General features: G+C 47.7%; 26 protein-coding genes and 1 pseudogene. 5 read left to right on the top strand and 22 right to left on the bottom strand.

Annotated features, from left to right (window positions below):
• Position 1: 1 nt before the first annotated feature.
• The 14 genes from ACEYCN_RS06835 to tsaB all read right to left on the bottom strand — a co-directional run bounded on the left by ACEYCN_RS06835 (position 2) and on the right by tsaB (position 11,291).
• Positions 2 to 709, bottom strand: coding sequence for an ATP-binding cassette domain-containing protein (locus ACEYCN_RS06835; RefSeq protein ID WP_373713542.1), 708 nt, complete (start codon positions 707 to 709; stop codon positions 2 to 4).
• 154 nt (positions 710 to 863) lie between these two features.
• Complete coding sequence (locus ACEYCN_RS06830) at positions 864 to 2,522, bottom strand: ATP-binding protein (protein ID WP_373713541.1); 1,659 nt, start codon at positions 2,520 to 2,522, stop codon at positions 864 to 866.
• Positions 2,515 to 3,192: a winged helix-turn-helix domain-containing protein gene (locus ACEYCN_RS06825; protein ID WP_373713540.1), complete on the bottom strand. Its 678-nt coding sequence runs from the start codon at positions 3,190 to 3,192 to the stop codon at positions 2,515 to 2,517. Before ACEYCN_RS06825 ends, ACEYCN_RS06830 begins: the two co-directional genes overlap by 8 nt.
• Positions 3,189 to 3,860 (bottom strand): phosphate signaling complex protein PhoU, encoded by a 672-nt coding sequence (gene phoU / locus ACEYCN_RS06820; protein ID WP_373713539.1) that lies wholly within the window; start codon positions 3,858 to 3,860, stop codon positions 3,189 to 3,191. The genes ACEYCN_RS06825 and phoU overlap by 4 nt, the downstream gene beginning before the upstream one ends.
• Complete coding sequence (pstB, locus tag ACEYCN_RS06815; RefSeq protein WP_373713550.1) at positions 3,857 to 4,606, bottom strand: phosphate ABC transporter ATP-binding protein PstB; 750 nt, start codon at positions 4,604 to 4,606, stop codon at positions 3,857 to 3,859. The genes phoU and pstB overlap by 4 nt, the downstream gene beginning before the upstream one ends.
• Positions 4,599 to 5,477 (bottom strand): phosphate ABC transporter permease PstA, encoded by an 879-nt coding sequence (gene pstA / locus ACEYCN_RS06810; protein WP_373713538.1) that lies wholly within the window; start codon positions 5,475 to 5,477, stop codon positions 4,599 to 4,601. The genes pstB and pstA overlap by 8 nt, the downstream gene beginning before the upstream one ends.
• Positions 5,478 to 5,479: 2 nt before the next feature.
• Complete coding sequence (gene pstC, locus ACEYCN_RS06805) at positions 5,480 to 6,325, bottom strand: phosphate ABC transporter permease subunit PstC (RefSeq protein ID WP_373713537.1); 846 nt, start codon at positions 6,323 to 6,325, stop codon at positions 5,480 to 5,482.
• 10 nt (positions 6,326 to 6,335) lie between these two features.
• Complete coding sequence (locus ACEYCN_RS06800; protein WP_373713536.1) at positions 6,336 to 7,217, bottom strand: substrate-binding domain-containing protein; 882 nt, start codon at positions 7,215 to 7,217, stop codon at positions 6,336 to 6,338.
• Positions 7,218 to 7,505: 288 nt separating this feature from the next.
• Positions 7,506 to 7,829: an AzlD domain-containing protein gene (locus ACEYCN_RS06795; protein WP_373713535.1), complete on the bottom strand. Its 324-nt coding sequence runs from the start codon at positions 7,827 to 7,829 to the stop codon at positions 7,506 to 7,508.
• On the bottom strand, positions 7,822 to 8,517 hold the full coding sequence (locus ACEYCN_RS06790; protein WP_373713534.1) for an AzlC family ABC transporter permease: 696 nt from the start codon (positions 8,515 to 8,517) through the stop codon (positions 7,822 to 7,824). The genes ACEYCN_RS06795 and ACEYCN_RS06790 overlap by 8 nt, the downstream gene beginning before the upstream one ends.
• Positions 8,518 to 8,604: 87 nt before the next feature.
• A complete protein-coding gene (locus ACEYCN_RS06785) occupies positions 8,605 to 9,168 on the bottom strand; it encodes a cysteine hydrolase family protein (RefSeq protein WP_373713533.1) in 564 nt (187 codons plus the stop codon).
• Between the two features lie 3 nt (positions 9,169 to 9,171).
• On the bottom strand, positions 9,172 to 10,182 hold the full coding sequence (gene tsaD, locus ACEYCN_RS06780; RefSeq protein ID WP_373713532.1) for a tRNA (adenosine(37)-N6)-threonylcarbamoyltransferase complex transferase subunit TsaD: 1,011 nt from the start codon (positions 10,180 to 10,182) through the stop codon (positions 9,172 to 9,174).
• Positions 10,183 to 10,186: 4 nt separating this feature from the next.
• Entirely contained in the window at positions 10,187 to 10,600 is a 414-nt protein-coding gene (rimI, locus tag ACEYCN_RS06775) for a ribosomal protein S18-alanine N-acetyltransferase (RefSeq protein ID WP_373713531.1), read from the bottom strand.
• A gap of 1 nt (position 10,601) precedes the next feature.
• Complete coding sequence (gene tsaB / locus ACEYCN_RS06770) at positions 10,602 to 11,291, bottom strand: tRNA (adenosine(37)-N6)-threonylcarbamoyltransferase complex dimerization subunit type 1 TsaB (protein WP_373713530.1); 690 nt, start codon at positions 11,289 to 11,291, stop codon at positions 10,602 to 10,604.
• Positions 11,292 to 11,630: 339 nt separating this feature from the next.
• On the opposite strand from tsaB, the gene ACEYCN_RS06765 reads away from it, so the two are divergent.
• The 3 genes from ACEYCN_RS06765 to ACEYCN_RS06755 all read left to right on the top strand — a co-directional run bounded on the left by ACEYCN_RS06765 (position 11,631) and on the right by ACEYCN_RS06755 (position 14,348).
• Positions 11,631 to 11,861 (top strand): DNA-dependent RNA polymerase subunit epsilon, encoded by a 231-nt coding sequence (locus ACEYCN_RS06765; RefSeq protein ID WP_373713529.1) that lies wholly within the window; start codon positions 11,631 to 11,633, stop codon positions 11,859 to 11,861.
• Between the two features lie 3 nt (positions 11,862 to 11,864).
• Positions 11,865 to 13,544 (top strand): ribonuclease J1, encoded by a 1,680-nt coding sequence (gene rnjA / locus ACEYCN_RS06760; protein ID WP_373713528.1) that lies wholly within the window; start codon positions 11,865 to 11,867, stop codon positions 13,542 to 13,544.
• Positions 13,545 to 14,012: 468 nt separating this feature from the next.
• Positions 14,013 to 14,348 (top strand): GH36 C-terminal domain-containing protein, encoded by a 336-nt coding sequence (locus tag ACEYCN_RS06755; protein ID WP_373713527.1) that lies wholly within the window; start codon positions 14,013 to 14,015, stop codon positions 14,346 to 14,348.
• 43 nt (positions 14,349 to 14,391) lie between these two features.
• Here the strand turns inward: ACEYCN_RS06755 and ACEYCN_RS06750 are convergent.
• From ACEYCN_RS06750 to ACEYCN_RS06725, 6 genes and pseudogenes are all read right to left on the bottom strand, one after another.
• Positions 14,392 to 14,544, bottom strand: a pseudogene (locus ACEYCN_RS06750) (DUF1349 domain-containing protein); the annotation flags it as partial.
• Positions 14,545 to 14,583: 39 nt separating this feature from the next.
• Positions 14,584 to 16,431, bottom strand: coding sequence for a glycerophosphodiester phosphodiesterase family protein (locus tag ACEYCN_RS06745; RefSeq protein ID WP_373713526.1), 1,848 nt, complete (start codon positions 16,429 to 16,431; stop codon positions 14,584 to 14,586).
• 117 nt (positions 16,432 to 16,548) lie between these two features.
• Positions 16,549 to 17,154: a DUF1349 domain-containing protein gene (locus ACEYCN_RS06740; protein ID WP_373713525.1), complete on the bottom strand. Its 606-nt coding sequence runs from the start codon at positions 17,152 to 17,154 to the stop codon at positions 16,549 to 16,551.
• Between the two features lie 135 nt (positions 17,155 to 17,289).
• Entirely contained in the window at positions 17,290 to 18,126 is an 837-nt protein-coding gene (locus tag ACEYCN_RS06735; protein ID WP_373713524.1) for an alpha/beta fold hydrolase, read from the bottom strand.
• 8 nt (positions 18,127 to 18,134) lie between these two features.
• Positions 18,135 to 19,139, bottom strand: a complete 1,005-nt coding sequence (locus ACEYCN_RS06730) for an NADP-dependent oxidoreductase (RefSeq protein WP_373713523.1) — start codon at positions 19,137 to 19,139, stop codon at positions 18,135 to 18,137.
• 74 nt (positions 19,140 to 19,213) lie between these two features.
• Positions 19,214 to 19,645, bottom strand: a complete 432-nt coding sequence (locus tag ACEYCN_RS06725) for an Rrf2 family transcriptional regulator (protein WP_373713522.1) — start codon at positions 19,643 to 19,645, stop codon at positions 19,214 to 19,216.
• Positions 19,646 to 20,010: 365 nt separating this feature from the next.
• On the opposite strand from ACEYCN_RS06725, the gene ACEYCN_RS06720 reads away from it, so the two are divergent.
• Complete coding sequence (locus ACEYCN_RS06720) at positions 20,011 to 20,385, top strand: hypothetical protein (RefSeq protein WP_373713521.1); 375 nt, start codon at positions 20,011 to 20,013, stop codon at positions 20,383 to 20,385.
• Between the two features lie 131 nt (positions 20,386 to 20,516).
• Positions 20,517 to 20,696 carry a hypothetical protein gene (locus ACEYCN_RS06715; RefSeq protein WP_373713520.1) on the top strand — a complete coding sequence of 60 codons (180 nt, stop codon included), beginning with the start codon at positions 20,517 to 20,519 and terminating at the stop codon, positions 20,694 to 20,696.
• Between the two features lie 210 nt (positions 20,697 to 20,906).
• On the opposite strand, the gene ACEYCN_RS06710 is transcribed toward ACEYCN_RS06715, so the two are convergent.
• On the bottom strand, positions 20,907 to 21,152 hold the full coding sequence (locus tag ACEYCN_RS06710) for a hypothetical protein (protein WP_373713519.1): 246 nt from the start codon (positions 21,150 to 21,152) through the stop codon (positions 20,907 to 20,909).
• Positions 21,153 to 21,209: 57 nt separating this feature from the next.
• Positions 21,210 to 23,669 (bottom strand): YhgE/Pip family protein, encoded by a 2,460-nt coding sequence (locus ACEYCN_RS06705; RefSeq protein ID WP_373713518.1) that lies wholly within the window; start codon positions 23,667 to 23,669, stop codon positions 21,210 to 21,212.
• Positions 23,670 to 23,696: the final 27 nt, after the last annotated feature.

Raw genomic sequence — 23,696 nt, 5'->3', positions numbered from 1 at the left:
ATTAGACCTCCTCTCTGTCGCTTAGGATGGCCACGATTTCCTGCTCGAAATCGGCATCATGGAGCTTTTCAGAAGGGATGGCCTGGAAGCGCTGATGGTGGAGAAGGACAATCTCGTCACAGAGATCCTGGGCCAGCTGGAGGATATGGGTGGAAAAGATGATGACGGAGTCCTTTTTGGCCTCACGTATCAGCTGCTTAAACTCCAGGGCTGCCACTGGATCAAAGGAGGTCAGGGGTTCATCCAAAAGGAGGACAGGGGGCTGGACCACCAAGGACAGGAGCATCTGGACCTTGTTTTGCATACCATGAGAAAAATCCTTGAGCAGGCGATGCTGGTCCTCTTCCTTTATGCCCACCAGAGTGAGCCAGTCCTCTGGCTTTCGAGTATCCTTAATCTGTCCCCTGTGGATATCCATGTAAAAACGGATAAATTCATAGGCCGTCATAAAGGCCGGCAGTTGCGGATAGGTCTGAGTAAAGCCAATTTCCGTATTGTCGTAGTTTCTGGCCTCATCCTCTTCTAACAGCTGAATCTGCCCCTCATCCAGTTTGAGGTTTTTAGCGATACAGTTGAAAAAAGTGGTCTTACCAGAACCATTTCGCCCCAGAAGGCCATAGATTTTCCCCTTTTTAAAAGTAAAACTTGCTTGATCAAAAATGATTTTTTGGTCAAATTTTTTAGAGATAGATGCAACCTGCAGTTTCATGAAAGTCTCCTGAATTGTTTTGTACTAAAACCATCATACAAAACATTCCCTAGAAAATCAAGGTTTTTTTGGAAAATGTTCGGATTTCAATAGGACTGCTAGCAGGAAGACTACAATACAAAAAACCAGCCTGAGCTGGTTTTTTGTGCATATCTTATTTTTCCACTGGAAAGGTGACAATCATGCGGGTACCCTGACCAATTTGGCTGTCCACTTGGATGCTGGCTCCGTGGCACTTGAGGGCATGTTTGACGATGGAGAGTCCTAGGCCGGTTCCACCCACTTTTTTGGAGCGGCTTTTGTCCACCCGGTAAAAGCGTTCAAAGATCCGTTCGCCTTCATCCTTGGGAATGCCGATTCCTGTATCCCGAACCTCGAGGATGGTGTTTTTATCCATCTGGCGGATGGTGACAAAAACATCCCCCTTTGGTTGATTGTAGGTAATGGCATTGTCACAAAGGTTGTAAATCACCGATGACAGTAGGGCTCGATTGCCTCGAATCTGAGCCTCTTCTCCCTTCAAATGCAGGGCAATCTGCTTCTGACTGGCCTTACCTGATAGACTCTCCAGGCTTTCTTGGGCCAACTGGTGGAGATCCAGATCCTCCATGGCAATTTGTGGAGACTCATCCAGCAAGGATAGGTGGATAATGTCTTCCACCAGCTGGACCATGCGCTGGGATTCGGTGTAGATTTTTTGGGCAAAGACCTGGACATCCTCTTCGGACACCAGTTGATTGCGCAGCATCTCAGAATAGCCCGAAATGATATGGAGGGGCGTCTTGAGCTCATGAGAGACATTGGCCGTAAACTCTCTGCGCATCTGCTCCGCCTGCCACTGGTCGGTCACATCAAAGAAGAGGAGGACCATACCAGTCAACTGATCTTCTGAAATAACAGGACGGGCCAGGACCTTATAGGTGGTCTGATCCACATTAAAGATGGTGTCACCTTTTCGTCCCGCTACTCCTTCCTCAATGAGCTGATGCAGCTGGAGGTTGCGGACCAACTCCAAAATCTCCTTACCGATGGAGCTTTCATCTGTCTGGAGCAGGCTTTGGGCAGCAGGATTCATGCTGATAATTTGCCCATTTTTGTCCAGCAAGATCATCCCTTCACGAATCTTGGAAATGATGGTGTCAAACTCGCCTTTACGTTGGAGCAATAATTGTTCCTGGAGGCCCAGTTCCTTTTGCTGGTGGTCAATCCGTCTCAGAAGAGGGGAAATCTCTTCATAGGCTGGATTTTCCAAGGGAGCATCCAAGTCCAACTGATTGAGGGGTTGGACTAGGCGTTTGGCCGTGTATTTGGCAGTGAGAACAGAGAGCCCTATTACCACTAAGACGATGAGGAGCAGGGTTGGCAGCAGTCCCAGCAGGAGGAGGAAAATGCTATGCTGGGTCACAGATAGCCGGACCACCGTCCCGTTGTCCAGCCGCTGCGCGATGTAGAGGGAGGTCTGGGTCAGGGTGGAAGAATAGCGACTGCTTTCTCCGTAGCCGGTTTCTATGGCATCCTTGATTTCCTGCCGGTCCCCATGGTTTTCCATAGTCTGGGCATCGTAGGCGGTATCGTAGAGGACTTGTCCTGTATTGTCCACCCAGGTGATGCGGGTGCTGGCGGTTTTCAAACCGTCAAAATAGTCCATCCCTTCTGCCGAAATCCCCTTGGCTGCAAGATCCGTCTGGGTCTGAAGCTGCTCCATCTGCACTTGGGTAAAATAGCGATAGAGGGCCCCCATAATCAGAGCCAAGCTGGCCAACAGAACTAGGAAATTGGCTAGTAGGGTCGAACGAAATATCTTTTTAATCATGCGGTTCCTCCATACGGTAGCCGACTCCTCGGATGGTCTTGATATAGTCACCACAGGCCCCTAGCTTGGTCCGCAGGGTGCCAATATGGACATCCACGGTTCTGGTTTCCCCAAAAAACTGCGTTCCCCAGACCTTGTCCAGCAATTCCTGCCGGGTAAAAACTCGGTCAGGATGGAGCATGAGCAAGGAAAGGAGATCGAACTCCTTGAGGGTCAAAAGGACCCTTTCCCCTTGATGATAAAGGGAGTAGCGTTGGGGCTCCAGGGTCAGGTCTCCAAAGGTCACCAGGTTAGGTCTGGCCTTGTCTCTGGTCCTTCGCAGGACTGCCTTGATGCGGGAAATCATCTCCATCATCCCGAAGGGCTTGACCAGATAATCATCCGCTCCCATGTCCAGGCCCTTGACCTTGTCAAACTCTGTCCCCTTGGCGGTCGCCATAATGACGGGAATCTCCATGGTGCGGCTATCTGACCGCAGGCGCGCCAAAAGATGGATGCCATCCTCTCCTGGCAACATAATATCCAGTAGAATCAAGTCGGCAGGTTTTTGACTGACAACCTCCCAAAAACTCTCTCCGTCCGCAAACCCCTGGGCCTCGTAGCCTGTTGTTCGCAGCGTATAGAGCATGAGCTCACGAATGTCATCATCATCTTCCACGCAATAAATCATGTTGTTTCTCCATCCAATTGTCCTGTGATTGAGAAAATCACCCATTTGGCAATATTCACCGTATGATCGCCGATCCGCTCCAGGTACTTAGCCACCATGAGGATGTCCAAGACATGCTCCCCATCGCTGGTGGCATCAGCTGATGCAGCGGCTTCTGAAAAATAGCGGATCAATTCTACCTTTATTGTATCAAATTGTTGGTCCACATAGTCATCTTTTGCAATCACTTTTTGGGCCAAATCCTCATCTTCATGGACAAAGGCATCGATACTGTCCGTCACCATCTGGATAACGTGGCTAGCCATATCCCGTAAAACCAGCAGTTCTTGCCCCGACTGGATATGGTTGAGGGCGATGATTTCAGCAATCTCAGCTGATTGAGCACCGATTCGCTTCATGTCGTAGACCATCTTGAGGGCCGCTGAAATCCGACGCAAATCCTTGGCAACAGGCTGCTGACGCAAGAGCAATTTCAAACACTGCTCTTCAATGTCTCGCTCCAGCTGTTCAATCTTTTGAAAGGTTTTGCTGACATTGTTGACCAGGTAGAAATCATCCTCTTCCAGCGGGACCAGAGACTTGGAAATGATGTCCTCGCAGAGGGTTCCCATGACAATCAAATTGGTATTCAAATCGTGCAGTTGGTGTTCAAATCTTGAGCGAATCATCCGAATCTCCCTGTGATGTATTTTTCGGTCCGTTCATCTTGTGGCAATGAAAAGAGCTGGCTGGTCTTGTTGTACTCCACAATTTCTCCCAGGAGGAAGAAGGCCGTCTTGTCGGAAATCCGAACAGCCTGCTGCATATTGTGGGTCACGATAACGATGGTGTATTTGGACTTGAGTTCGATAACCAATTCCTCAATTTTAGCGGTTGAAATCGGGTCCAAGGCACTGGTCGGCTCGTCCATGAGAAGGATATCTGGCTCGATGGCCAAGGCTCTGGCGATACAGAGCCGCTGCTGCTGACCACCTGACATGCCCAGGGCTGATTTGTTCAGGCGGTCCTTGACCTCATCCCAAATGGCTGCCTGCTTGAGGGAGCGCTCCACAATCTCATCCAACTGGGCCTTGTTATGAATCCCGTGGGTCCGTGGTCCAAAGGCCACATTGTCATAGATGCTCATTGGGAAGGGATTGGGTTTCTGAAAAACCATACCCACTTTCTTGCGGAGCAGGTTGATATCCATATCCCGATAAACATCCTCTTGGTCCAATTCCACCTTGCCGGTAATTTGGCAGTTTCTCACCAGGTCATTCATGCGGTTCAAACTCTTCAAAAGAGTAGACTTGCCACATCCAGAAGGGCCGATAAAGGCCGTGATTTCATTGGCCGCGATATCCAGATTGATATCTTTCAGGGCATGAAAATCACCATAATAGAGGTTTAAATCACTGATGGTTAATTTACTCATCGCTACTTTCACTTCCTAACCGTCTTGCAATCAACTCCGAAATCAGGTTGATGACGATAACTAATACTAAGAGGACCACGGCTGTCGCGTAGGTCTGATTGACATAGAGCCCTTCGCCTGAAATGGCATACATATGCACCGCCAGAGTTCTGGTCGAGCTAAAGAGATTCTTGGCCACTTCTGCCACCGTTCCGGCGGTAAAGATCAAAGCTGCTGATTCCCCCACAATCCGACCGATGGCCAAAATGACCCCCGAAAAGATACCAGGTAGGGCGCTGGGCAGAACGATCCAACCGATGGTTCTGATTTTCCCTGCCCCCAGGGCAAAGGCTCCCTCACGGTAGCCATCTGGCACAGAGAGCAGAGCTTCTTCTGTTGTCCGCATAATCAGGGGCAAAATCATGATACTCAAGGTTACTGCCCCTGATAGCAAGGACAGGCCCATACCCGCAAATTTCACAAAGAAGAGGGCGCCAAAGAGACCGTAGATGATGGAGGGAATCCCTGCCAGAGTCTCTGTCGCAATCCGAATAACCCGTACAAAGAAGTGATCCCGCCTTGCGTACTCTGTCAAGTAAATGGAGGACCCAATCCCAATCGGAACCGCCATCGCCAGAGCTAAAATAGTCATATAGATGGTGTTGATCAGGGCTGGCAAGAGGGAGACATTCTGACTGTCATAGGTCCACTCGAAAAGACTAGGACTGAGATGGGGAATCCCCTTGACCAGGATATAGCCTACGATAAAGAGAATCCCCAAAAAGGTTGCCAAGGCTGCACCGCAAACCAGCAGGTACAGAACAAAAGACAAGGGATTCTTACGCCTGGACTGCCATTCCTGCTTCCAGGTCCGTTGATTGATATTTTCCATACCTACTCCTCTTTATGCAAGAGTGAAAAGCTGCTATTGATGAGCAGGACAAAGATAAAGAGAACCACTGCTGTCCCGATCAAAGCCTCTCGATGCAGTCCACTCGAATAGCCCATTTCCATAACGATATTAGTGGTCAAGGTGCGGACACCAGATGTGAGGGAGGTCGGCAAAATAGCCTGATTCCCAGCCACCATGATAACCGCCATGGTCTCACCGATGGCCCGACCAATACCCAGAATGACCGCTGCTAAAATGCCCCGCTTGGCTGCTGGCAGGACCGCAAAAAAGATACTGCGCTCATGGGAGGCACCTAGGGCCAAACCGCCCTCATAGTAGGAACTGGGAACCGCCCGAATGGCCGCTTCCGACACACTGATAATGGTCGGCAAAATCATGAGGCCCAGCAAGACAGAGGCCGTCAAGACCCCCATCCCAAAGCCACCGATATTGTCCCGAACAAAGGGAACCAAGACCACCAGACCAAAGAAACCATAGACAACGGAAGGAATCCCGGCCATCAAGTTAATGGCCGCCTTAAGCGGGCGGTACCATTTTTCTGGGCAAAAGTGGGCCATGAAGACAGCTGTCAAAATCCCAATCGGCACCCCAGTGACCAAGGCTCCTGCCGTCACATAGAGGGAGCCAATAATCATGGGAAAGATACCAAAGAGATTATTGGCAGGCCGCCAAACTGTCCCAAAGAGAAAATTCCCCCAACCGATTTCCTGAATGGCCGGTAAACCATTCATAAAGAGGAAAATACAGATGAGTAAGACCGATTGAATAGAAATGCAGGCGGTAAGAAAGAATACCGCTTGCATCAACATTTCTTTTTTATGATTCATTCATAACCTCTTACTTGGAAAGATCATCCCAGCTTGTAATCTCACCAGTATAAATAGCTTTTACTTGCTCGCTGGTCAAACCAGTCAGCGCATTTTCCTTATTGACAATCACGCCAATACCATCCAGGGCAATCACTGTCTCTGTTACCCCTTGGGACAATTCAGCATCTTCCAGAGCACGGGAAGCCATGCCAATGTCAGCAGTTCCCTCGATGGCATTGAGGATTCCTGTTGTGGAATCACTCTGCTGGATTTCCACTTCTACATTTGCATTGACCTTGTTATAGGCTTCCTTGAGTTTTTCCATCACTGGAGTAACGGAACTAGAACCTGAGACTACAATCTTGCCCTTATCTGCCTGAGCTGTGTAGGCTGGAGCATTGTCCAATGGAATATAGCCACTATTTTCAACCACGGCCTGACCATCGCTGCTGAGGATGAAGTTGACAAAGTCTTGGGCCGCATCGCTCAAACCATCCTGAGTGACAATATTGAAAGGACGGGAAATCTTATAGCTGCCATCCTTGATGTTTTCTACTGTCGCATCCACACCGTCGATTTGCAAGATTTTATTGGTATCATCCAGAGAACCTAGCGAAGCATAACCGATGGCATTGGCATCACCACCCACTGTTGTCAGCATGACAGCCGTAGAGTTGGTGACAATGGCTGTATTAGTTGTCAAATCAACCTTTTCGCCATCCGCATTCTTTTCCTGAACCCCAAAGAGCTCGATGAAGGCACCGCGGGTTCCAGACCCTTCTTCACGGGACACCACATTGATGGTGCTGCCCTGGCTGCTACTGTCAGACGAACCTCCACAGGCTGTCAAAAAGGAAAGACTAGCAAGGCCAACCAAGGCAAACTTAGATAGGGTTGAAATTTTTTTCATGATGAACTCCTCAATTTTTGTGAATTACAGACCCCATTATAGACAGCAATTATCAAATCTATTACCATCTTTTTGTAAAGTTTTTGTAAAATGACGCAAAAAAAGAGAGCGGGACAGAAATCGGTAATTTCGAAGAAATTCGATTTCGTTGTCCCACCTCCGCACAGTTGAGTAGGGCTGTAAAAGCTGATTTATCAGCGCATTAGAGCCCACTCAACCACTGCGTTATAAGTACCTAAAACAAGTATAAAAGAGTTTGGAACTACTTTTGTCCCAAACTCTGGTTTCTTAAAATAAATAGCGCAGAAAAGCTACACAGAGAACGCCGGCCAAGACCGCCAGCATGACATTCCTGGTTTTGCCAAGAACCAAAAAGGTCGGCACCACCGCAGTTAGTTCAATCCATTGGACCTGAGGCCAGCCACCGATTTGACCCGGAAAGACACTGGACAAAATCAGGGCAAAGATAATGGTCAGAGGCAGAAAACCCAGAAACTTGACCACCTTGTCAGGCAGCTCTGCTAGACGGACCAGGCCGTAGGGTAAGACCCGCGGCACCCAGGTGACCACTGTGGACACCAAAATAGCTCCTAAAATATACTGATCAATCATCCAATACCACCCCCGTCAAACATCCTAATAGAGTCGCAACCAAGACCGCTAAAGAGGTCGAAATAAACCTAGAAAAACCGACATAGGCCAGCAAGACCACTAGCAAAATCCAGGTAATTTTCTTCAAGGCAATCTTTTGCAGCATCCCCTGCAGCTGACTGGCAAAAATGGCCACAAACATGGCAATCAGGGCAAAATCAATGCCAAAGGCATGGGGGTTTGGTATCAAGCCACCCACCAAGGCACCCGTCACTGAGGCCAAAAACCAGGTCACATAACCAGCAAAGTTATTGCCATACATCCAGACTGGCAAGATTTCCTTGTGGTGGATATGTTCCCCCAAAAGTACCCCATAGCTCTCGTCGGTCATAAAGGTCCCGATAAGGACCTGTTCGGCCAAACTGGCCCTCGAAAAGATGGTCGAGGTATGAAGGTTCATCAGAAAGTGCCTGAGATTGATCAAAAAGACCGTCAGAGCGATCGATGTCAGAGGAGCCTGGGCCAAAATCAAGGCGCAGAGGGCAAACTGGCCCGAACCTGAGTAGACCAAGAGACTCATGAGCCCTGTTTCCAACGGACTGACCCCAGACTTGGCGGCCACGATGCCAAAGGCCAGACCGATGGACAAATAACCAAAGACAGTTGGAGTCGCAGCCCGAACCCCATCCCAAAATCCTTTTTCTGTCATAAACTCCCTTTCGCAAGATTCAAAATATTCTTACATTATATCATAAAAAAGAGACTCCTGACATGTTGCCAGGAGACTTTCTTGCGCTTAAAGATTAGACGATGAGTCCATTGCACTCTTTAAGTAATCATCTGTTGACATGATTTCAGCAAATTCATCTTGAAGTGTCGCAAGGTGGATTTGGTGAAGCAGCTCAGGCTCAATGAGCTTACCAGATAAGTCTGGCAGGGCAAAGGTCGCAGTTCCGTCCGAAAGTAAAATAACCTCAAAACCCAAATTAGCGGCCATCCGAACAGTGGTGGAAACACAATGAGGCAAGGTTAGACCTGCAATAACCAGGTTAGAAATCTTTTGATTCCGTAAATAGTCCTCCAATTGCGTTCCGATAAAGGCGCTATTGACCGTCTTTTCAAAGACAGTTTCTCCCGATAAGGGTTCAAAACCCTCCATAAATTGACGGCCAGATTCCTTATAAAAGGAACCTTGCGGCAACTGTGACCGATGGCGAACATGGATCACTTCCTGTTGGGTCTGCCGAAAATGATCTAAAACAAGGATCATCTTCTCCTCCGCTTGAGGATGGTTTCGCTGCCCCCAACCTTCTTTCTGAAAGCCCTTTTGGACATCAATTAATAGTAAAGCTGTTTTCATTTCTTACTCCATCGCCTCAAAAACTAAACTTGGTTTGGCATTGAGATCTAGGCTAGCAAAGTTCCCTTTTTCATACTCGATGGCGGCAGCTAGGGCAATCATACCGGCATTGTCTCCACAGAGGCGTAAGGGTGGGATGATAACCTCTACATCCCTTATTTCCTCAGCCAACCGCTCCCGCAGGCCTTGATTGGCTGCGACCCCGCCGGCCACAACCAGGGTCTCAACAGAGTACTTTTCCAAAGCTTTCTTTGTCTTGACTAGGAGAATATCCATGACCGCCGCCTGGAAGGAGGCACAGAGGTCTTCTAGGACCAGCTCCTCCCCCTTTTGCTGGGCATTGTGGTGCAGGTTGATAAAGGCCGACTTGAGGCCCGAAAAGGAAAATTCCAGATTGTCATCCTTAATCATGGCGCGAGGGAAATCGTAGACATCCTGCCCTTGATGGGCCAGCTGATCAATCTCCCGGCCAGCAGGATAGGTCAAGCCCATGACACGACCTACCTTATCATAGGCTTCGCCAACCGCATCATCCCGCGTTTCACCGATAATTTGGTAGACCCCCGCTGCTGGTACATAGACCAATTCGGTATGGCCACCTGATACCAAGAGGGCCATGAGGGGATAGGTCAGCTCCTTGACTTCACGCGCCGCCATCAGGTGTCCTGCCATATGGTTGACAGGAATCAGAGGCAGGCCTTGGGCCCAGGCAAAGGCCTTGGCAGCAGACATGCCCACCAGAAGAGCCCCGACCAGACCTGGCCCGTAGGTCACCGCCACGGCATCCAAGTCCTGGGCCACAATCCCAGCTTCCTTGAGGGCATCCTCAATGCAGAGGGTCACCACCTCCACATGGTGGCGGCTGGCCACTTCGGGTACCACCCCGCCAAAGCGCTTGTGGCTCTCCACCTGACTGGCAATAATATTGCTGAGCAATTCCTTGTCATTCTTCAAAACAGCCACACTGGTCTCATCACAGGAGGACTCAATGGCCAATATATATCGATCTTTCATTTCTTCACACATTCTCTTTCCCCTCTCTGGCCATCAAAATGGCATCTTCGACAGGATTTTGGTAATAGTTCTTGCGCTGGCCGACTGGCTGAAAGCCGTACTTTTCATAGAGGGCCTTGGCTACCTGGTTGCTGACCCGCACCTCCAAAAAAAGCCTTTCTGGTCTGTCTGCCAAAAACCCCATGAGCCGATTGGCCAAACCCTGACCCTGATAGGCCTTTTTCACTGCCAGCTGAGTGATTTCCAACTCCCCAGCCAGGTCTTGCAGGGCTAAAAAACCAATCAAGGTCTGATCGTCATAGAGATAGAAATACTCTGTGTTGGCCTGCTTCAAATCCGCCTCAATCTGTTCCAGATTCCAGGGAGAGACCCCATAGACATCCGACAGAAGGGTCAATATTTCTTCTGCTTTCTTCATCTTATACCCGCTTAATATAATCCGCTTCTGAACCAGCCTCGTTTTGCTTGAGCCAGTTCTCCTCAGCCTCTACCCGTTTGAGATAATGGGGCACAAAGGCATGGACAGGCACCGCTGGCAAATGCTGGCCCAACTTTCCGATTTCAAAGGCAGATGGCAGACTTTCACAGATTTCCGCCTGGGGCAAGACCTCCTCAATCTGACTGCGGAAGGCAGCCACTTCCCCAACAAAGGTCACTTTCTGAGCGGAGGCCACTTTTTCTAAGACCTCTGGAAAGGCCATGTGGGCATCAGGAGCTTGTGCCTGACCCTTTTCGTAAAAGCCAGCATAGACATGGTTGCGACGGGCATCCATCAGAGGCACCACTAAGCCTGTTGCCGGACAGGCTGCTGCTAGGGCATAGAGGCTGGACACTCCCACCAGATCAATCTTGAGGGCATAGGCCAAAGTTTTGGCTGTCGCAACCGCCACCCGCAAACCTGTGTAGGAACCGGGCCCCTGGGCCACCACAATCCGCTCCAAATCAGCCGGCGTCCAGCCAACAGAGGCCACCAAAAAATCAACAGTCGGCATGAGGCTGATACTGTGGTTTTTCTTGATATTGAGCGTCAGCTCTGCCACTAGCCTGCCCTTATCCAGCAGAGCTACTGCCAGGGCCTGGCTAGAGCTGTCCATTGCTAAAATCTTCATTTGCTTTTTCCTTTGACAATACTTCTCCTTATTGTAAGCTATCTGGGCCTTTTTTTCAAATCAAGGCTTCCGATCTCTCAAGGAATATGAAAACAACTTGAAAACATTCGGATTTTACATTTCCATCAGCGTTTTCCCTTCACCAAATGAGGCTTTTATGGTATAATTATCTTAATTGCAACGTTTCATAGAAAATCGAGTGAACAGGGTGGGTCAGCAGGCAACTGTCGCCTTTCCCGTTTCACTACCATAACTCCAGAAAACTGCATAAGAAAAAACAAGTAGAAACCCTATTTGCTGTTTTTTCATAGTTAAATAGGGCCCGAAGAAAGGAAATCAATGATTTACAAAGTATTTTACCAAGAGACTAAGGACCAATCTCCACGCCGCGAGCAAACAAAATCTCTCTATTTAGAAGTGGATGCAGCCACAGAATTGGAAGGCCGTATCATTGCCCGCCAATTGGTCGAACAAAATACCAAATACAATATCGAATTTATCGAATTACTATCAGACAATCACCTCGAGTATGAGAAATCTCATGCTGACTTTACAATTACGGAGTTTTAATTCATGTCATCTATTCATCTAAAACCAAAGGAAGTTGGCGTTTTTGCCATCGGTGGTTTGGGAGAAATCGGAAAGAACACCTATGGCATCGAGTATCAGGACGAAATCATCATCGTCGATGCGGGTATCAAGTTCCCCGAAGATGACCTGCTGGGTATTGATTATGTCATTCCCGACTACTCCTACATCGTGGACAATCTCGACCGTGTCAAGGGTCTGGTCATCACTCATGGCCACGAAGACCATATCGGAGGCATTCCCTTCCTCCTCAAACAGGCCAATATTCCCATTTATGCTGGGCCCTTGGCTTTGGCCCTCATCCGCGGGAAATTAGAAGAGCACGGCCTGCTTCGGGATGCCACCCTTCACGAAATCAACCACAATACCGAATTGACCTTCAAACAGCTCAAGGTCAGCTTTTTCCGCACCACCCACTCCATCCCAGAACCTCTGGGTGTGGTGGTCCATACCCCACAAGGAAAAATCGTCTGTACCGGGGACTTCAAGTTTGACTTTACCCCAGTTGGTGAACCGGCAGACCTCCACCGCATGGCTGCCTTGGGAGAAGAAGGCGTCCTCTGCCTGCTCTCAGACTCTACCAATGCGGAGGTCCCAACTTTTACCAACTCAGAAAAAGTCGTTGGCCAATCCATTACCAAAATCATCGAAGGCATCCATGGCCGCATCATCTTTGCCTCCTTTGCCTCCAATATCTTCCGTCTCCAACAGGCTGCGGATGCTGCGGTGAAAACCGGACGCAAGATTGCTGTCTTTGGCCGCTCTATGGAAAAGGCTATCGTAAACGGTATCGAACTAGGCTATATCAAGGTTCCTAAGGATACCTTCATCGAACCAAATGCCATCAAGGAGTACCCTGCCAGTGAAATTTTGATTCTCTGTACGGGTAGCCAGGGCGAGCCCATGGCCGCCCTCTCCCGCATTGCCCACGGAACCCACCGCCAAGTCCAATTACAGCCTGGCGATACGGTTATCTTCTCCTCCAGCCCCATCCCAGGAAATACGACTGGGGTCAACAAGATTATCAATATCCTGATTGAAGCTGGTGTGGAAGTCATCCACGGCAAAATCAACAACATCCACACCTCTGGACACGGAGGCCAGCAAGAGCAAAAACTCATGCTTCGCCTCATCAAGTCAAAATACTTTATGCCTGTCCACGGTGAGTACCGCATGCAGAAAATCCATGCCGGCCTAGCTGTGGATACAGGGGTTCCAAAAGAAAATATTTTCATCATGGAGAACGGCGATGTTCTGGCTTTGACCAAGAATACCGCCCGCATTGCCGGACATTTCAACGCCCAAGACATTTATGTCGATGGCAACCGTATCGGTGAAATCGGAGCTGCCGTCCTCAAGGACCGCAGAGACCTCTCCGAAGACGGGGTTGTCCTGGCCGTAGCCACCGTTGACTTCAAGTCCCAAATGATTCTAGCAGGTCCGGACATTATGAGTCGTGGCTTCGTCTACATGCGCGAATCCGGTCAGCTCATCCGAGAAAGCCAGCAGATTCTTTTCAATGCCATCCGCATCGCCCTCAAAAACAAGGATGCCAGCATCCAAAGCGTTAACGGAGCCATTGTCAATGCCCTGCGCCCCTTCCTCTATGAAAAAACCGAACGCGAACCCATCATTATCCCGATGATCCTAACACCAGATGATTAAAAAGCTCCGGGGGAGCTTTTTAACTTGCCCTCGAAAACAAGAAAGGGCAATAGCTCTAGGGGATACAAACAGTTTGGGGAGTGAAACAGTCAGGGAAGTGACTGTTTCAGCTGGTCACCTTGAAATTGGAAAGTGACCATGTACCCGAGCCTTGAAACAAGAGAGCGAGGCAGTTTGGGAAACTGTTTGTACCCGAGCCTTGTCTTGGCAAAGGGCCACCTGCTCAAGCTTAGCATAAGGAAAATCTGGTCAAAGAATCTAAGAAAAGAAAAAGCCTCTATCCAGTTGTGTTTGACAATTTGGATGGAGGCTTTTTTAGGGACTTCAGTATCTTTTTGATTGTTTTACTCAATCAACATCAACACCAGGCCCTTTTGACTTGATTTGATACACTCCAGTGCCATCTACATCCTCTTTTAAAAGGAAAACCCTATCTCAGGGGGCTGCATCGGGATAGGGTTGTAAAAAGTGGATAATTGTATCGACTGCTACTGGTTTAGAGATCTTCTTCTTATAAAAAATGGCCGTTTCTACCGCCTGAAATCTCCCTTCACCAGCAATCAGACAGCCTGGCTGTTTGAAAGTCCAGATAAATCCCACTATCAACTATTTGCCTTTAGAAATCTCTTCAAGGTCTCTCAATTCCATGCCATTCTCAAGATTCCCTATCTTGACCCAAATGTGCATTATAAGGACCAATTCGGAAGGGTATTTTCTGGAGCGGAGTTGGTCTATTCCGGTATCCATATTCCGTTTGCAACTAGTGATTTTCAGTCTTATAGTCTGGAATTTCATAAAATATAAGAAAGTACACTAGGCATGTTTTTCCTAGTGTACTTTTTCAATTCTAATCTGGCTGCTGGCCATCGTGGACCAGCCATTTGCAGTCTGTCAAACTCATTTCCGAAAAGACGGCTTCAAAAGAAGAGTCTTCTGGTGAGCAGACATAGATGCCGAAGTGGATCTTACCGCTACCTTGGTGCAGGTGGCAGCTCCGCATCCAATATCTTCTTGCAATCCTGCAGCCAGCTTAAGAGGGCTATTCTCCCAGAACCGCATCCACAATGACTTCAAAATCGGTTCGTTCATCACGGGCCTTGATACCAGCCTTGACATCCAGAACGTAGTCGGTGATGATGCCGTCAACCTCTGAATTGACAAAGCGTTGGATGGATTCTTCTGTATTGACTGTCCAGACGATGACTTTCTTGCCCTGGGCCTTTAGGTCTGAAACTTTCTCATAGCTGGCTTCTGCCTCTTCCATAATCAGATAGTCGCCCTGGAAATCTCCTGTCTGGCCGATAGAGAAATAATAGAGGTAGCCAGACACCATCTCAGGATAGGTTTCCTCAATGTAGGTAATCAGGCTGTAATCCAAGGACAGGAGAGCCACTTCCTTTTCAACACCATAGGCCTTGACCATGGCCACCATATCATCCACCATCTGCTTGTCAGCTGTTTTTCCTTTCAGCTCCATAAAGAGGCCAATCTTGCCCTTGCTGGCTTCGATCACCTCCTCAATGGTCGGAATAGGCTGGGCTGGCCGGCTGCTGTCAAAGGCATCCGCAACCTGCAACTCCTTGATTTCAGCCAGGGTCATCTCGCTGGAACTGCGGCTATCGCCTGCAACACGTTGAAAATCACCATCGTGATTGAGGACATAGTGGCCGTCCTTGGTCCGTTGAATATCAATTTCCGACCAGGCCACACCTTCCTCGGCAGCGGCTAAAATGCCTGCGATCGTATTTTCAGCCCCCAAGTCACCTCCGCCACGGTGGGCAACCAGTTCAATCTCACTATTGGCCCGAAAAACTGTGTCAAAATCCTGAACCAGCAGATAAGACAGACCAAAATTCCCTGCTAAGATGAGCAAGAGAAGGCTGGTCACCAAGAACTTGGTGCGGAGGCGAATGCTTGGCAAACTATCTGCCCGCCACTGGCTCGCCTTGGTCGAAAGAGTGACCGTAGGAGTCCGACCTTCAGCCTCTTCATAATCATAAAAGGCATCCGTTACCCGATAAATGATCATCGGCGGGAAGAGGAAGGTCAGAAAACTAACAATTTCCAAGACTGCAAGGAGGATAAACAAGAGGTAGAGACGGCTTTGATTGGTATGCTCTGCCTGACTGACCAAAACAAAGACAAGCAGGGCTATCAAAGCAATAAAGAGGGGCACAAAGTAGAGAAGGCCATTTTTCACAAAAATCCCAATCAGGCGCTTAATCAGAGCCCGTCCCTGTTTCTTGGTCAAGGCCAAAGAGGATGTGAGCGCCTGTCTAATGCCCTGCCCTTCAACGAGGACATAGTGGAAGGTGAAGAGAAAACGGTAGCTCAGGTAGGTCAAAACCAAGAGAACTCCTGCATAGAGGGACAGGTAGAGGGGGTTGGCATAGATGACCGAGGTGATAAAGTTGGGAATCTGAAACTGCCTCATGGGACCGATGGTCACACCCAGGCCCAAGATCGGGAAAATCAGGGACACATAGACCATGAGCAAGAGGCCTGCTGGACTAAAGAGTGACTTGAGCGAGGTCAAACCCAGCCAGAGCATATGCCTTGCCGTCATCTCAATCTTGCCTTCTTTTATCAGGGCACTGGTCAAAATAAAGGTGTTAATATCCAGGCCAATCAAGACCACCATCAGGACCAAAGTCGCCAAAAGAAAGCCAAGCCCCTGAAAACTCAAGAGAAAGGATAGGTAGTCACCACTGGAAATCCCTGTCCGTCCCGACAGCCCTAAAAAGGTATCAATGGCAAGAGAATACAAGGGATAGATGACTAGGGCCAAAAGCCCCTTGCTGAGCAGTTGGTACTTGGTAAAGAGCCAGATGACCCGGCCTCGAAAGGCCCAACTGTTCTCCACCTTTTTTTCCGTTCCTGTTTTCATGTTTCCTCCGAAAAACGTTTTTTATTATTGTAGCATATGCCTTTACTGATTGACAAACTTACTTTTCAGCTCTTTTTTTCCGAAAGAAAAGACCGAACGCCTGTTCAGTCTTTGGGGCTATTTTTCATCTGGTTGCTGGCCATCATGGGCCAGCCATTTGCAATCTGTCAAGCTCATTTCCGAAAAGACGGCTTCAAAGGAAGAGTCTTCTGGCGAGCAGGCATAGATGCCGAAATGGATCTTACCGCTGCCTTCATGCAGGTGGCAGATCCGCATTTGCTCAAAATGGACACCATCCTTGGAGTTTTCGATGCAAAAATCACTGCCCCGGCGGCTCAAGCGGTAATAAATGGACTTGACGGAGGCAGGAATTTCCTGAGTGGCCCAGTCGGAGTAGCCATGATTGGTCACGACGCTGCCCAAGTGCTGAAAGTCTTCATTTTCATATTCAATCGAGCCCTTGATCCAGTTTTCCGAGTCCTGATAGACCACGACACCACACTGGTCAAAACGGGTATGACTATTGGAAAAGTCTGTCTTGACTGTAAAGGAAAAATACTCTTCCTCCGTATCCATCAAGAGCAGGGGCGCATTGTCATTGACAAAGTGGTAGTAGGTCTTCTGCCACAAGTCCGTATGGGCCTGGGTGGTGATTCTGATTTCCTGGTCTGAAATCTGGTAGTTTTTGGGTTCTCGAATCCAATAAAAATCTTTTGTGTTCATTTGATTTCCTTTTGTTTTTAAACTATTATACAGGCAAAAGAAAAAGAAGACAAGTATCTCAACCAACTCTTTCAAGAACAGGCTGGGGTGATTTTAGGAAGCTTGCAGGCCTTGTATCGTCAAAAGTAACAGGGACTATTCCTCCACAAATGCGACTAACTCTTTTGAAAATTCTTCTGCGTATTGGAAGATGGAGCCGTGACCTGCATTTTGATAAATGATAAGCTGACTGTTTTTGATTTTCTCATGCATGATATAGGAATTTTCAGTTGGAACTTGCATATCCTTGTCTCCGTTGACGATTAGCGTTGGTTGCGTGATAAAGGCCATATCGTCTTGAGGCTCTCTACCCCAGCGTTTGATAGCCTTCAGCTGGGTCAAAAATCCTGGGACATTCATGTCCTTGTCTGCATCCGCAGGCCTTCTTTGACCCATACGACCCAAAACTTTTTCAGCTTCCAGGCGCCCCACTTCATCGTGATTGTAGAAGATGTAGCGTTTGGGATCCACACGCTCGAGACCAGCCTTCAGCATGTAGCGGAAGGTTTTTCCTGTCACCTTATCGACTTCAAGACCGCCACGAGGACCAGTTCCTGCTAGAATCAAGCGGTTAACCATTTGGCTATCAAGACGAACGATTTCTTGGGCGATAAAACCACCCATAGAAAGACCGAGCAAGTTGATTTTCTCATGGCCCAAGGCCTTGATAATGGCAATAGCCTGCTCTGCCATTCCTGGAATAGTAGGAGCTACCTTGCCCTGACTGGCTCCGACGCCAGGCAGGTCTAGGACGATAATGTGCTCTTTTTCAGCCAGTAAGTCTAGCAATTTTGGATCCCAGTTGTCCAGGGTTGCGGCCAAGTGGACCAGCATGACCAGGGGCAGTTTGGACTTACCCTTGCCCAGTTCACGGTAGGCAATCTGCTGGCCCGCGACTGTTATGTATTGATTTTTGCTTGTGATATAAGACATGACTTCTCCTATTTTTCAAAACTGAGGACAGTTTTTCCGCGTGAGCGACCGTTGGCCACCTTATCCAGGGCTGCGTTGACTTCTTCAAATGGGTAAACGGTGTCGATGGACGGCTTGATTTCGAGTTGGCTGAAAATATCTGCCACTTCCTGCAGCTGCTGGCCATTGCTTTCAACAAAGATGAAATGGTAATGTACACCGTAGTTTTTTGCCATCTTGTCAAACTTGCAACCAACCTGACTGAAGAGGAATTGTTTCCATTTTGGTAGGTTCATGCGTTTGGCAAATTCACCGTTTGGCATGGCACGGAGGGAAACAAGGTGACCACCTTTTTTCATGATCGACATTTGTTTTTCGGTTTCTGCACCGCCAAGCGTGTCCAAGACATAGTCGATTTGGGAGAGGATTTGGGTGTAGTCCTCTGTCTTGTAGTCGATAAACTGGTCTGCACCCAGTGCCAAAACCCGCTCCGCATTTGCCCCATCACCGTTGGTAATAACGGTCAGGCCCTTGGCCTTGGCAATCGGAATGGCCATACCGCCGACACCGCCTGTCCCGCCTGAGATGAAAATGGTCTTGCCAGCCTCAGCACTCATGAGGTCAAGTGCCTGCATAATAGTCAGGGCCGTCAGGGGAACAGCCGCCGCCTCCACATCGGTCAGGTAGTCTGGGACTTTGGCAAGGGCAGCTGCCTCCACCGCCACATACTCGGCAAAGGCACCAATGTTGTCAAGGGGAAGACGGCCAAAGACACGATCACCGACCGCAAAGCTGGTCACGCCTGAGCCGACCTCTTCGACCAAGCCAACGACCTCATTGCCAGCCGTTTGTGGCAGTTTGTAGGGAACAATCATCTTGACATCTCCGCGAGAAATCATATTGTCCAGGGGATTGACACCTGCTGCGGTCACTTTGACCAGGACTTGGTCTGGTTTGATGTGCGGTTTGGCAATCTCAGTCAGGCTGAGGGCGATATTGTTTTTGTTATAAGATGTGTGTTGTGCTGCTTTCATGGTTTCTCCTTTTATTTAACAACTTGTATCTGATACAGGTCTAACTGTATTCTAAGAAAATCTGACTGAGTCAGTCAGATGCGGTTTTGTTTGGCTTCTGCGTAAAGGTTCTCAATCACCTTGTCCAAGCTTTGCTGGGCCAAGTCTTCTTCCAGTTGCTTTTCAACGCTGGAAAAAATCGGGCTCACAGCCCCTGCGATATGCTTGCCGACTGGGCAGGTCGGATTGGCATGCTGGTGCTGCTGAAAGAGTTGGATATGGCTGACTTCCTGAGTCGCAAAGTAGATGTCCAATAGAGAGATGTCCTTAGGTTCCTTGCTCAGCTCATAACCTGCCTTGCCCTGCTGGGACTGGATAAGGCCTGCGTTTTTCAGAAGTGCAATCACCTTTCGGATATAGCTAGCATTGGTGCCAACACTCTCCGCCAGGGCCTGCGATGTCATGACATCACTGCTCTCGCTAATCATGGTGAGAATATGCAGGGCTACTGAAAATTTGGTATCCATAGCTGCTCCTTTCTGAACTTGTATCAATTACAAGAACAAGTATAACATGAAGAAATCCACTTGGCAAGGATTTGGCTTCAACAATAATTAAGCCAGGTCATCAACTGCTCAAAAGGGAGCACACATCAGCAGTTGAGCACACAACCACCCTCTTATTTAACATCATAGAAGGCTGTTCTCCGGGTAGGTTTTCCAATTGGCTCTCTGCCACTCCTAGCTGATGGTCTGCAATGCTCAACTGAATTCCAGCTACAATAGCAATAACAAAATGTGGGAAAAATGATATAATAAAAAGGATGAGAAATTAACAAATTAGAATCTGTAACTGGAATTTTTTATATTTTGCGAAGGGAGAATATTGATTTATGTTTTCAATATTAGGTGCAGTAATATTTGGAGTTATAGCAACTATGACAGTTCTTGTTGCTTGCGGTTTGCCTTTGGGTGAATTTACAATGGGTGGACAACATAAAGTCTTACCAAAGAACCTTAGAGTTGCAGCTGTCATTTCGGTGGCTATCCAAATTTTTGCAATGATCATTATTTTACAAGCCGGAGGTTTTATTCCCTTATGGTTCTCTTTTAAGGTTACTAAATATATTTGTTTCTTCTTTGCTGCTTACCTATCTTTGAATACTATTATGAACATGATTTCAAAAAGCAGGAAAGAAAGATTTGTTATGACCCCACTTTCACTTATAGCCGGAATATGTTTTTGGATAGCGGCATTTCAGATGTAGTATGTATAATGAAGCTAGTTTACAGTGCCTTGAATTATCGGTTTATCGCACAAAAACCATTAAATAAGATTACTAAGAGGAAGCAAAAGCCAATAGCTGATCCTTCCTTATCTATATGACCGAGGCTTTTTTTGACTTTTGGCAAAAAGGCTCTCCTTGCTATTCTCAATGAAAACCAGATTTTTCATTGGCTGCAGCAATCCTGGACTGCTCATATCGACCAGTCCTCCTTGATCGAATTCCGCCACTTCCATCATATCTATCAGCAGCAATTCGCCATCGAAGTCATATTTCATCTCCTACAAGCTTAGGCCTATCAAGGATTCCAAGAAAGTCCCTATCAGATGCGGAACGTGGCTGCTAGTATTGCATGGGAACTGACAAAGGAGGTTAGGGTGTAAGTTTAACTTTCTAAACATATCAAATTGCCCTGTGTGGAGCTGATAAATGCTCTCTCCACCGGGCATTTTTGGTAAGCCGAGAGAATCTGCTCGACTGAAAGCTTCTTTCAACCCTAGCGTCTAGTCCAGCTCACGGATAGGATCGTCTAAGAAAAAAATCAATGGCTCTCGTTGCGACCACATCTTCCCCATCACCACACAAACTCCGACCGCTTCTTCGTCAATTTCTACATGCAGTTCGTTAACGAAGTAATCCTTGGGATGTTTTAACCAGTTTAAGATTTGCAAACGATGTTCATTAGCTAAGGCTTTGAAGATTTCAATAGTTTCTATGAGTTTATTATATCGTTTTTCTCGATATGTCAATCGGTTTGCTTAAAAAATAGCAAAACAGGAAACCTGCTCTGCTATTGTCCAAAGAAACTACTCTTTGGTTGGTTGATAAATGATAAGCCCAAGTCCCATAAATCCAAGTAAGAAGAGACTAAGCATCCATACTTGGTAACTGCTATTTCCAACCATAGAAATGGTTTGACGGAGTCCTGAAACGGAATAGGTCATTGGCAAATAGGGTTGAATGACTTGGAAGAAACGAGGGCTGAGTTCAATCGGATAAGTACCAGCACTTGAACCGAGTTGGAGAAGTAAGATAATTAAACTTGCAAAGGAACCGAAGCGATTGTTCCAACCGATCAAGGCTGTAACAAGGGCCATAAAGGTCCACGAAGCTAGAAAAATCAATCCTAAGGTAGCTAGAGGATAAGCTGGGTCTACTCCAATCAAGAGAAGAACACCATAAAGAATAAGGGCTGCTAGACTGGCTATCGTACCATTGAGCAACAGTTTTCCTTTAGCCCAATCCCAACGAGTTTTATAGGAACGATTATCAAGGTGTTTGACAAAAATAACGTTTGCTGATAAAGCCGCAACCATCAGCGCAACTGATACCATGTAAGGAGCCATACCCACACCGTTGGTCTTCACGCTGTCTTCATCTCTGTGCTCTAAGGCTACTGGCTGTGAAACTGCTTGAGCGTTTTTCTCATCTACAGAGACAATTGATAATTGTTGACTAGCATCACTAAGCGAATTTGTTAGGGTTTCACTGCCAGTACGAAGGCTTGAAATACCACTTGTTAATGTTTGACTTCCGTTATAAAGCTGATCTGCTCCTGAAATCAATTGCTGGCTACCTGAAGCCAGCTGTCCTGAGCCACTGACAAGTTGACTAGAGTTGGCTGCCAAGGCTGACAAACCGGCTGTTAATTGGCTTCCCCCAGATTGAATACTACTATTATTTGCAACCAACTTGGCCCCACCTGCTGCTAATTGGGTAACACCTGTTGTATAGGCGGTGACCCCTGTCATGAGTTGACTTGCTCCACTTGACAGTTGTGTTTGAAGTTGACTCACACCACTCGTCAAGGCTTGAGTCCCTGGTAGAACTTGTTGGGTCAAGGCTGTATTGACTTGACTCAAGCCAGTAGATAAATTCTCTATGGCAGTTGTTGCTCCTGGTAGAGCTTGATTGGCAGCCGCATTGATTTGCCCCACGGCTGACTGTAACTGGCCTAATTGTGCTCCAAGACCAGAAAGACTTTGTAAACTAGCCAATGCTTGACTAAGTTGTGACAATTGATCTAAAATCGCTTGGGCTGCTATTGCTGTTGTGGATGGTGAATTTTGGAGGGCACTTACTAATTCAGCTTGCTGATCCGCCGTCAAGTTTTGATAGGTAGCAGTTGCTTGCAAGGCTTCAATACTGGCTGTCTTATCTGCCTGTGCTGCCGTAAGTATCCCGTGAGCCTGAACCCCCATCTCTGTCAATAAATTCGATAAACTGCTTGTATCTACGGCAACACCTCCGAGACTTGAGACGCTATCATTTAATTGATTGATAGCTGCCTGTAATTGAGGGAGCCCGGCCAAGAGTTCCTGTATCTGACTAGACTGCTCCGCAGACAGACTAGTTGAGCTTGCAAGCTGCTCCAAACCGGCCTGTAATTGATTAGCACCTGTAACAAGCTGTTCGACTTGGCTTGCTCCTGATTGAAGTTGCCCCACCCCAGCAATGAGTTGAGAAGAATTGGCATTTAATTGCTCCGCACCTGAAGCAAGACTAGCGACTCCGTTTGTATAAGTCGTCAAGCCACTTGAAAGGGTTTGACTTCCTGATGCGGCTTGATTCACTCCGTCAGTGTAGCCAACAAGACCTGTAACCAATTGATTTGCCCCTGTAACGAGAGTTTGACCGGAAGAAGTTAAGGTAGATAGCCCGCTTGAAAGCGTCTGACTTCCTGCTTCCAATTGACTAGCTCCATCTGTCAATTGTTGGCTGCCGTCTGCCGCTTCAACCATCCCTGTCTGCAACTCTCCCATGCTATCAAAAACTGCACTCGTATAGGTTTCCGTAATCGTTTCAGATACAGATGTCTTTAGCTTTTCCATGGCTGATTCACTCATTTTGGAAGCAACAAAACTATGTCCTTTAGAGGTTTGATAAGAAATCGCTAGCGATTCAGGTTGGTCGGTTAAGAGACTGGAAGCTTTCTCTGATAAATCTTCTGGCAGGGTAATCACCATGTAGTAGTCTCCTTTGGCCAAGCCTTTTTCCGCATCGGCCTCTGAAACAAAGTGGAAATCCAAACTTTTATTCTCTTTCATACTGTCCACCATGTCATCACCAATGGTCAGGGTCTTATCCTGAAAGGTAGCTGGCTTGTCTTGGTTGACAACTGCCACAGGCAACTGATCTAAGCGCCCGTAAGGATCCCACATAGAAGTTAGAAAACTAATATTGTAGAGAGCTGGTACACAGGCGACACCTAGAATGGTGAGCAGGGTCATTGGTTTTTTGAAAATTTCTTTCACTTTTTCTATCATAGGTTTCTCCTTTAGACATACTGTCCA

The sequence above is a fragment of the Streptococcus sp. genome (assembly GCF_041802885.1).
Taxonomy (GTDB): Bacteria; Bacillota; Bacilli; order Lactobacillales; family Streptococcaceae; genus Streptococcus.
The sequence above is the reverse complement of the archived record's forward strand: the minus strand, read 5'-3'. Positions and strand labels throughout refer to the sequence as shown.

Excerpts from the sequence above, each read along its gene's own strand:
- ACEYCN_RS06835 (WP_373713542.1), bottom strand. The coding sequence starts at position 709 with ATGAAACTGCAGGTTGCATCTATCTCTAAAAAATTTGACCAAAAAATC.
- ACEYCN_RS06830 (WP_373713541.1), bottom strand. The coding sequence starts at position 2,522 with ATGATTAAAAAGATATTTCGTTCGACCCTACTAGCCAATTTCCTAGTT.
- ACEYCN_RS06825 (WP_373713540.1), bottom strand. The coding sequence starts at position 3,192 with ATGATTTATTGCGTGGAAGATGATGATGACATTCGTGAGCTCATGCTC.
- phoU (WP_373713539.1), bottom strand. The coding sequence starts at position 3,860 with ATGATTCGCTCAAGATTTGAACACCAACTGCACGATTTGAATACCAAT.
- pstB (WP_373713550.1), bottom strand. The coding sequence starts at position 4,606 with ATGAGTAAATTAACCATCAGTGATTTAAACCTCTATTATGGTGATTTT.
- pstA (WP_373713538.1), bottom strand. The coding sequence starts at position 5,477 with ATGGAAAATATCAATCAACGGACCTGGAAGCAGGAATGGCAGTCCAGG.
- pstC (WP_373713537.1), bottom strand. The coding sequence starts at position 6,325 with ATGAATCATAAAAAAGAAATGTTGATGCAAGCGGTATTCTTTCTTACC.
- ACEYCN_RS06800 (WP_373713536.1), bottom strand. The coding sequence starts at position 7,217 with ATGAAAAAAATTTCAACCCTATCTAAGTTTGCCTTGGTTGGCCTTGCT.
- ACEYCN_RS06795 (WP_373713535.1), bottom strand. The coding sequence starts at position 7,829 with ATGATTGATCAGTATATTTTAGGAGCTATTTTGGTGTCCACAGTGGTC.
- ACEYCN_RS06790 (WP_373713534.1), bottom strand. The coding sequence starts at position 8,517 with ATGACAGAAAAAGGATTTTGGGATGGGGTTCGGGCTGCGACTCCAACT.
- ACEYCN_RS06785 (WP_373713533.1), bottom strand. The coding sequence starts at position 9,168 with ATGAAAACAGCTTTACTATTAATTGATGTCCAAAAGGGCTTTCAGAAA.
- tsaD (WP_373713532.1), bottom strand. The coding sequence starts at position 10,182 with ATGAAAGATCGATATATATTGGCCATTGAGTCCTCCTGTGATGAGACC.
- rimI (WP_373713531.1), bottom strand. The coding sequence starts at position 10,600 with ATGAAGAAAGCAGAAGAAATATTGACCCTTCTGTCGGATGTCTATGGG.
- tsaB (WP_373713530.1), bottom strand. The coding sequence starts at position 11,291 with ATGAAGATTTTAGCAATGGACAGCTCTAGCCAGGCCCTGGCAGTAGCT.
- ACEYCN_RS06765 (WP_373713529.1), top strand. The coding sequence starts at position 11,631 with ATGATTTACAAAGTATTTTACCAAGAGACTAAGGACCAATCTCCACGC.
- rnjA (WP_373713528.1), top strand. The coding sequence starts at position 11,865 with ATGTCATCTATTCATCTAAAACCAAAGGAAGTTGGCGTTTTTGCCATC.
- ACEYCN_RS06745 (WP_373713526.1), bottom strand. The coding sequence starts at position 16,431 with ATGAAAACAGGAACGGAAAAAAAGGTGGAGAACAGTTGGGCCTTTCGA.
- ACEYCN_RS06740 (WP_373713525.1), bottom strand. The coding sequence starts at position 17,154 with ATGAACACAAAAGATTTTTATTGGATTCGAGAACCCAAAAACTACCAG.
- ACEYCN_RS06735 (WP_373713524.1), bottom strand. The coding sequence starts at position 18,126 with ATGTCTTATATCACAAGCAAAAATCAATACATAACAGTCGCGGGCCAG.
- ACEYCN_RS06730 (WP_373713523.1), bottom strand. The coding sequence starts at position 19,139 with ATGAAAGCAGCACAACACACATCTTATAACAAAAACAATATCGCCCTC.
- ACEYCN_RS06725 (WP_373713522.1), bottom strand. The coding sequence starts at position 19,645 with ATGGATACCAAATTTTCAGTAGCCCTGCATATTCTCACCATGATTAGC.
- ACEYCN_RS06720 (WP_373713521.1), top strand. The coding sequence starts at position 20,011 with ATGTTTTCAATATTAGGTGCAGTAATATTTGGAGTTATAGCAACTATG.
- ACEYCN_RS06705 (WP_373713518.1), bottom strand. The coding sequence starts at position 23,669 with ATGATAGAAAAAGTGAAAGAAATTTTCAAAAAACCAATGACCCTGCTC.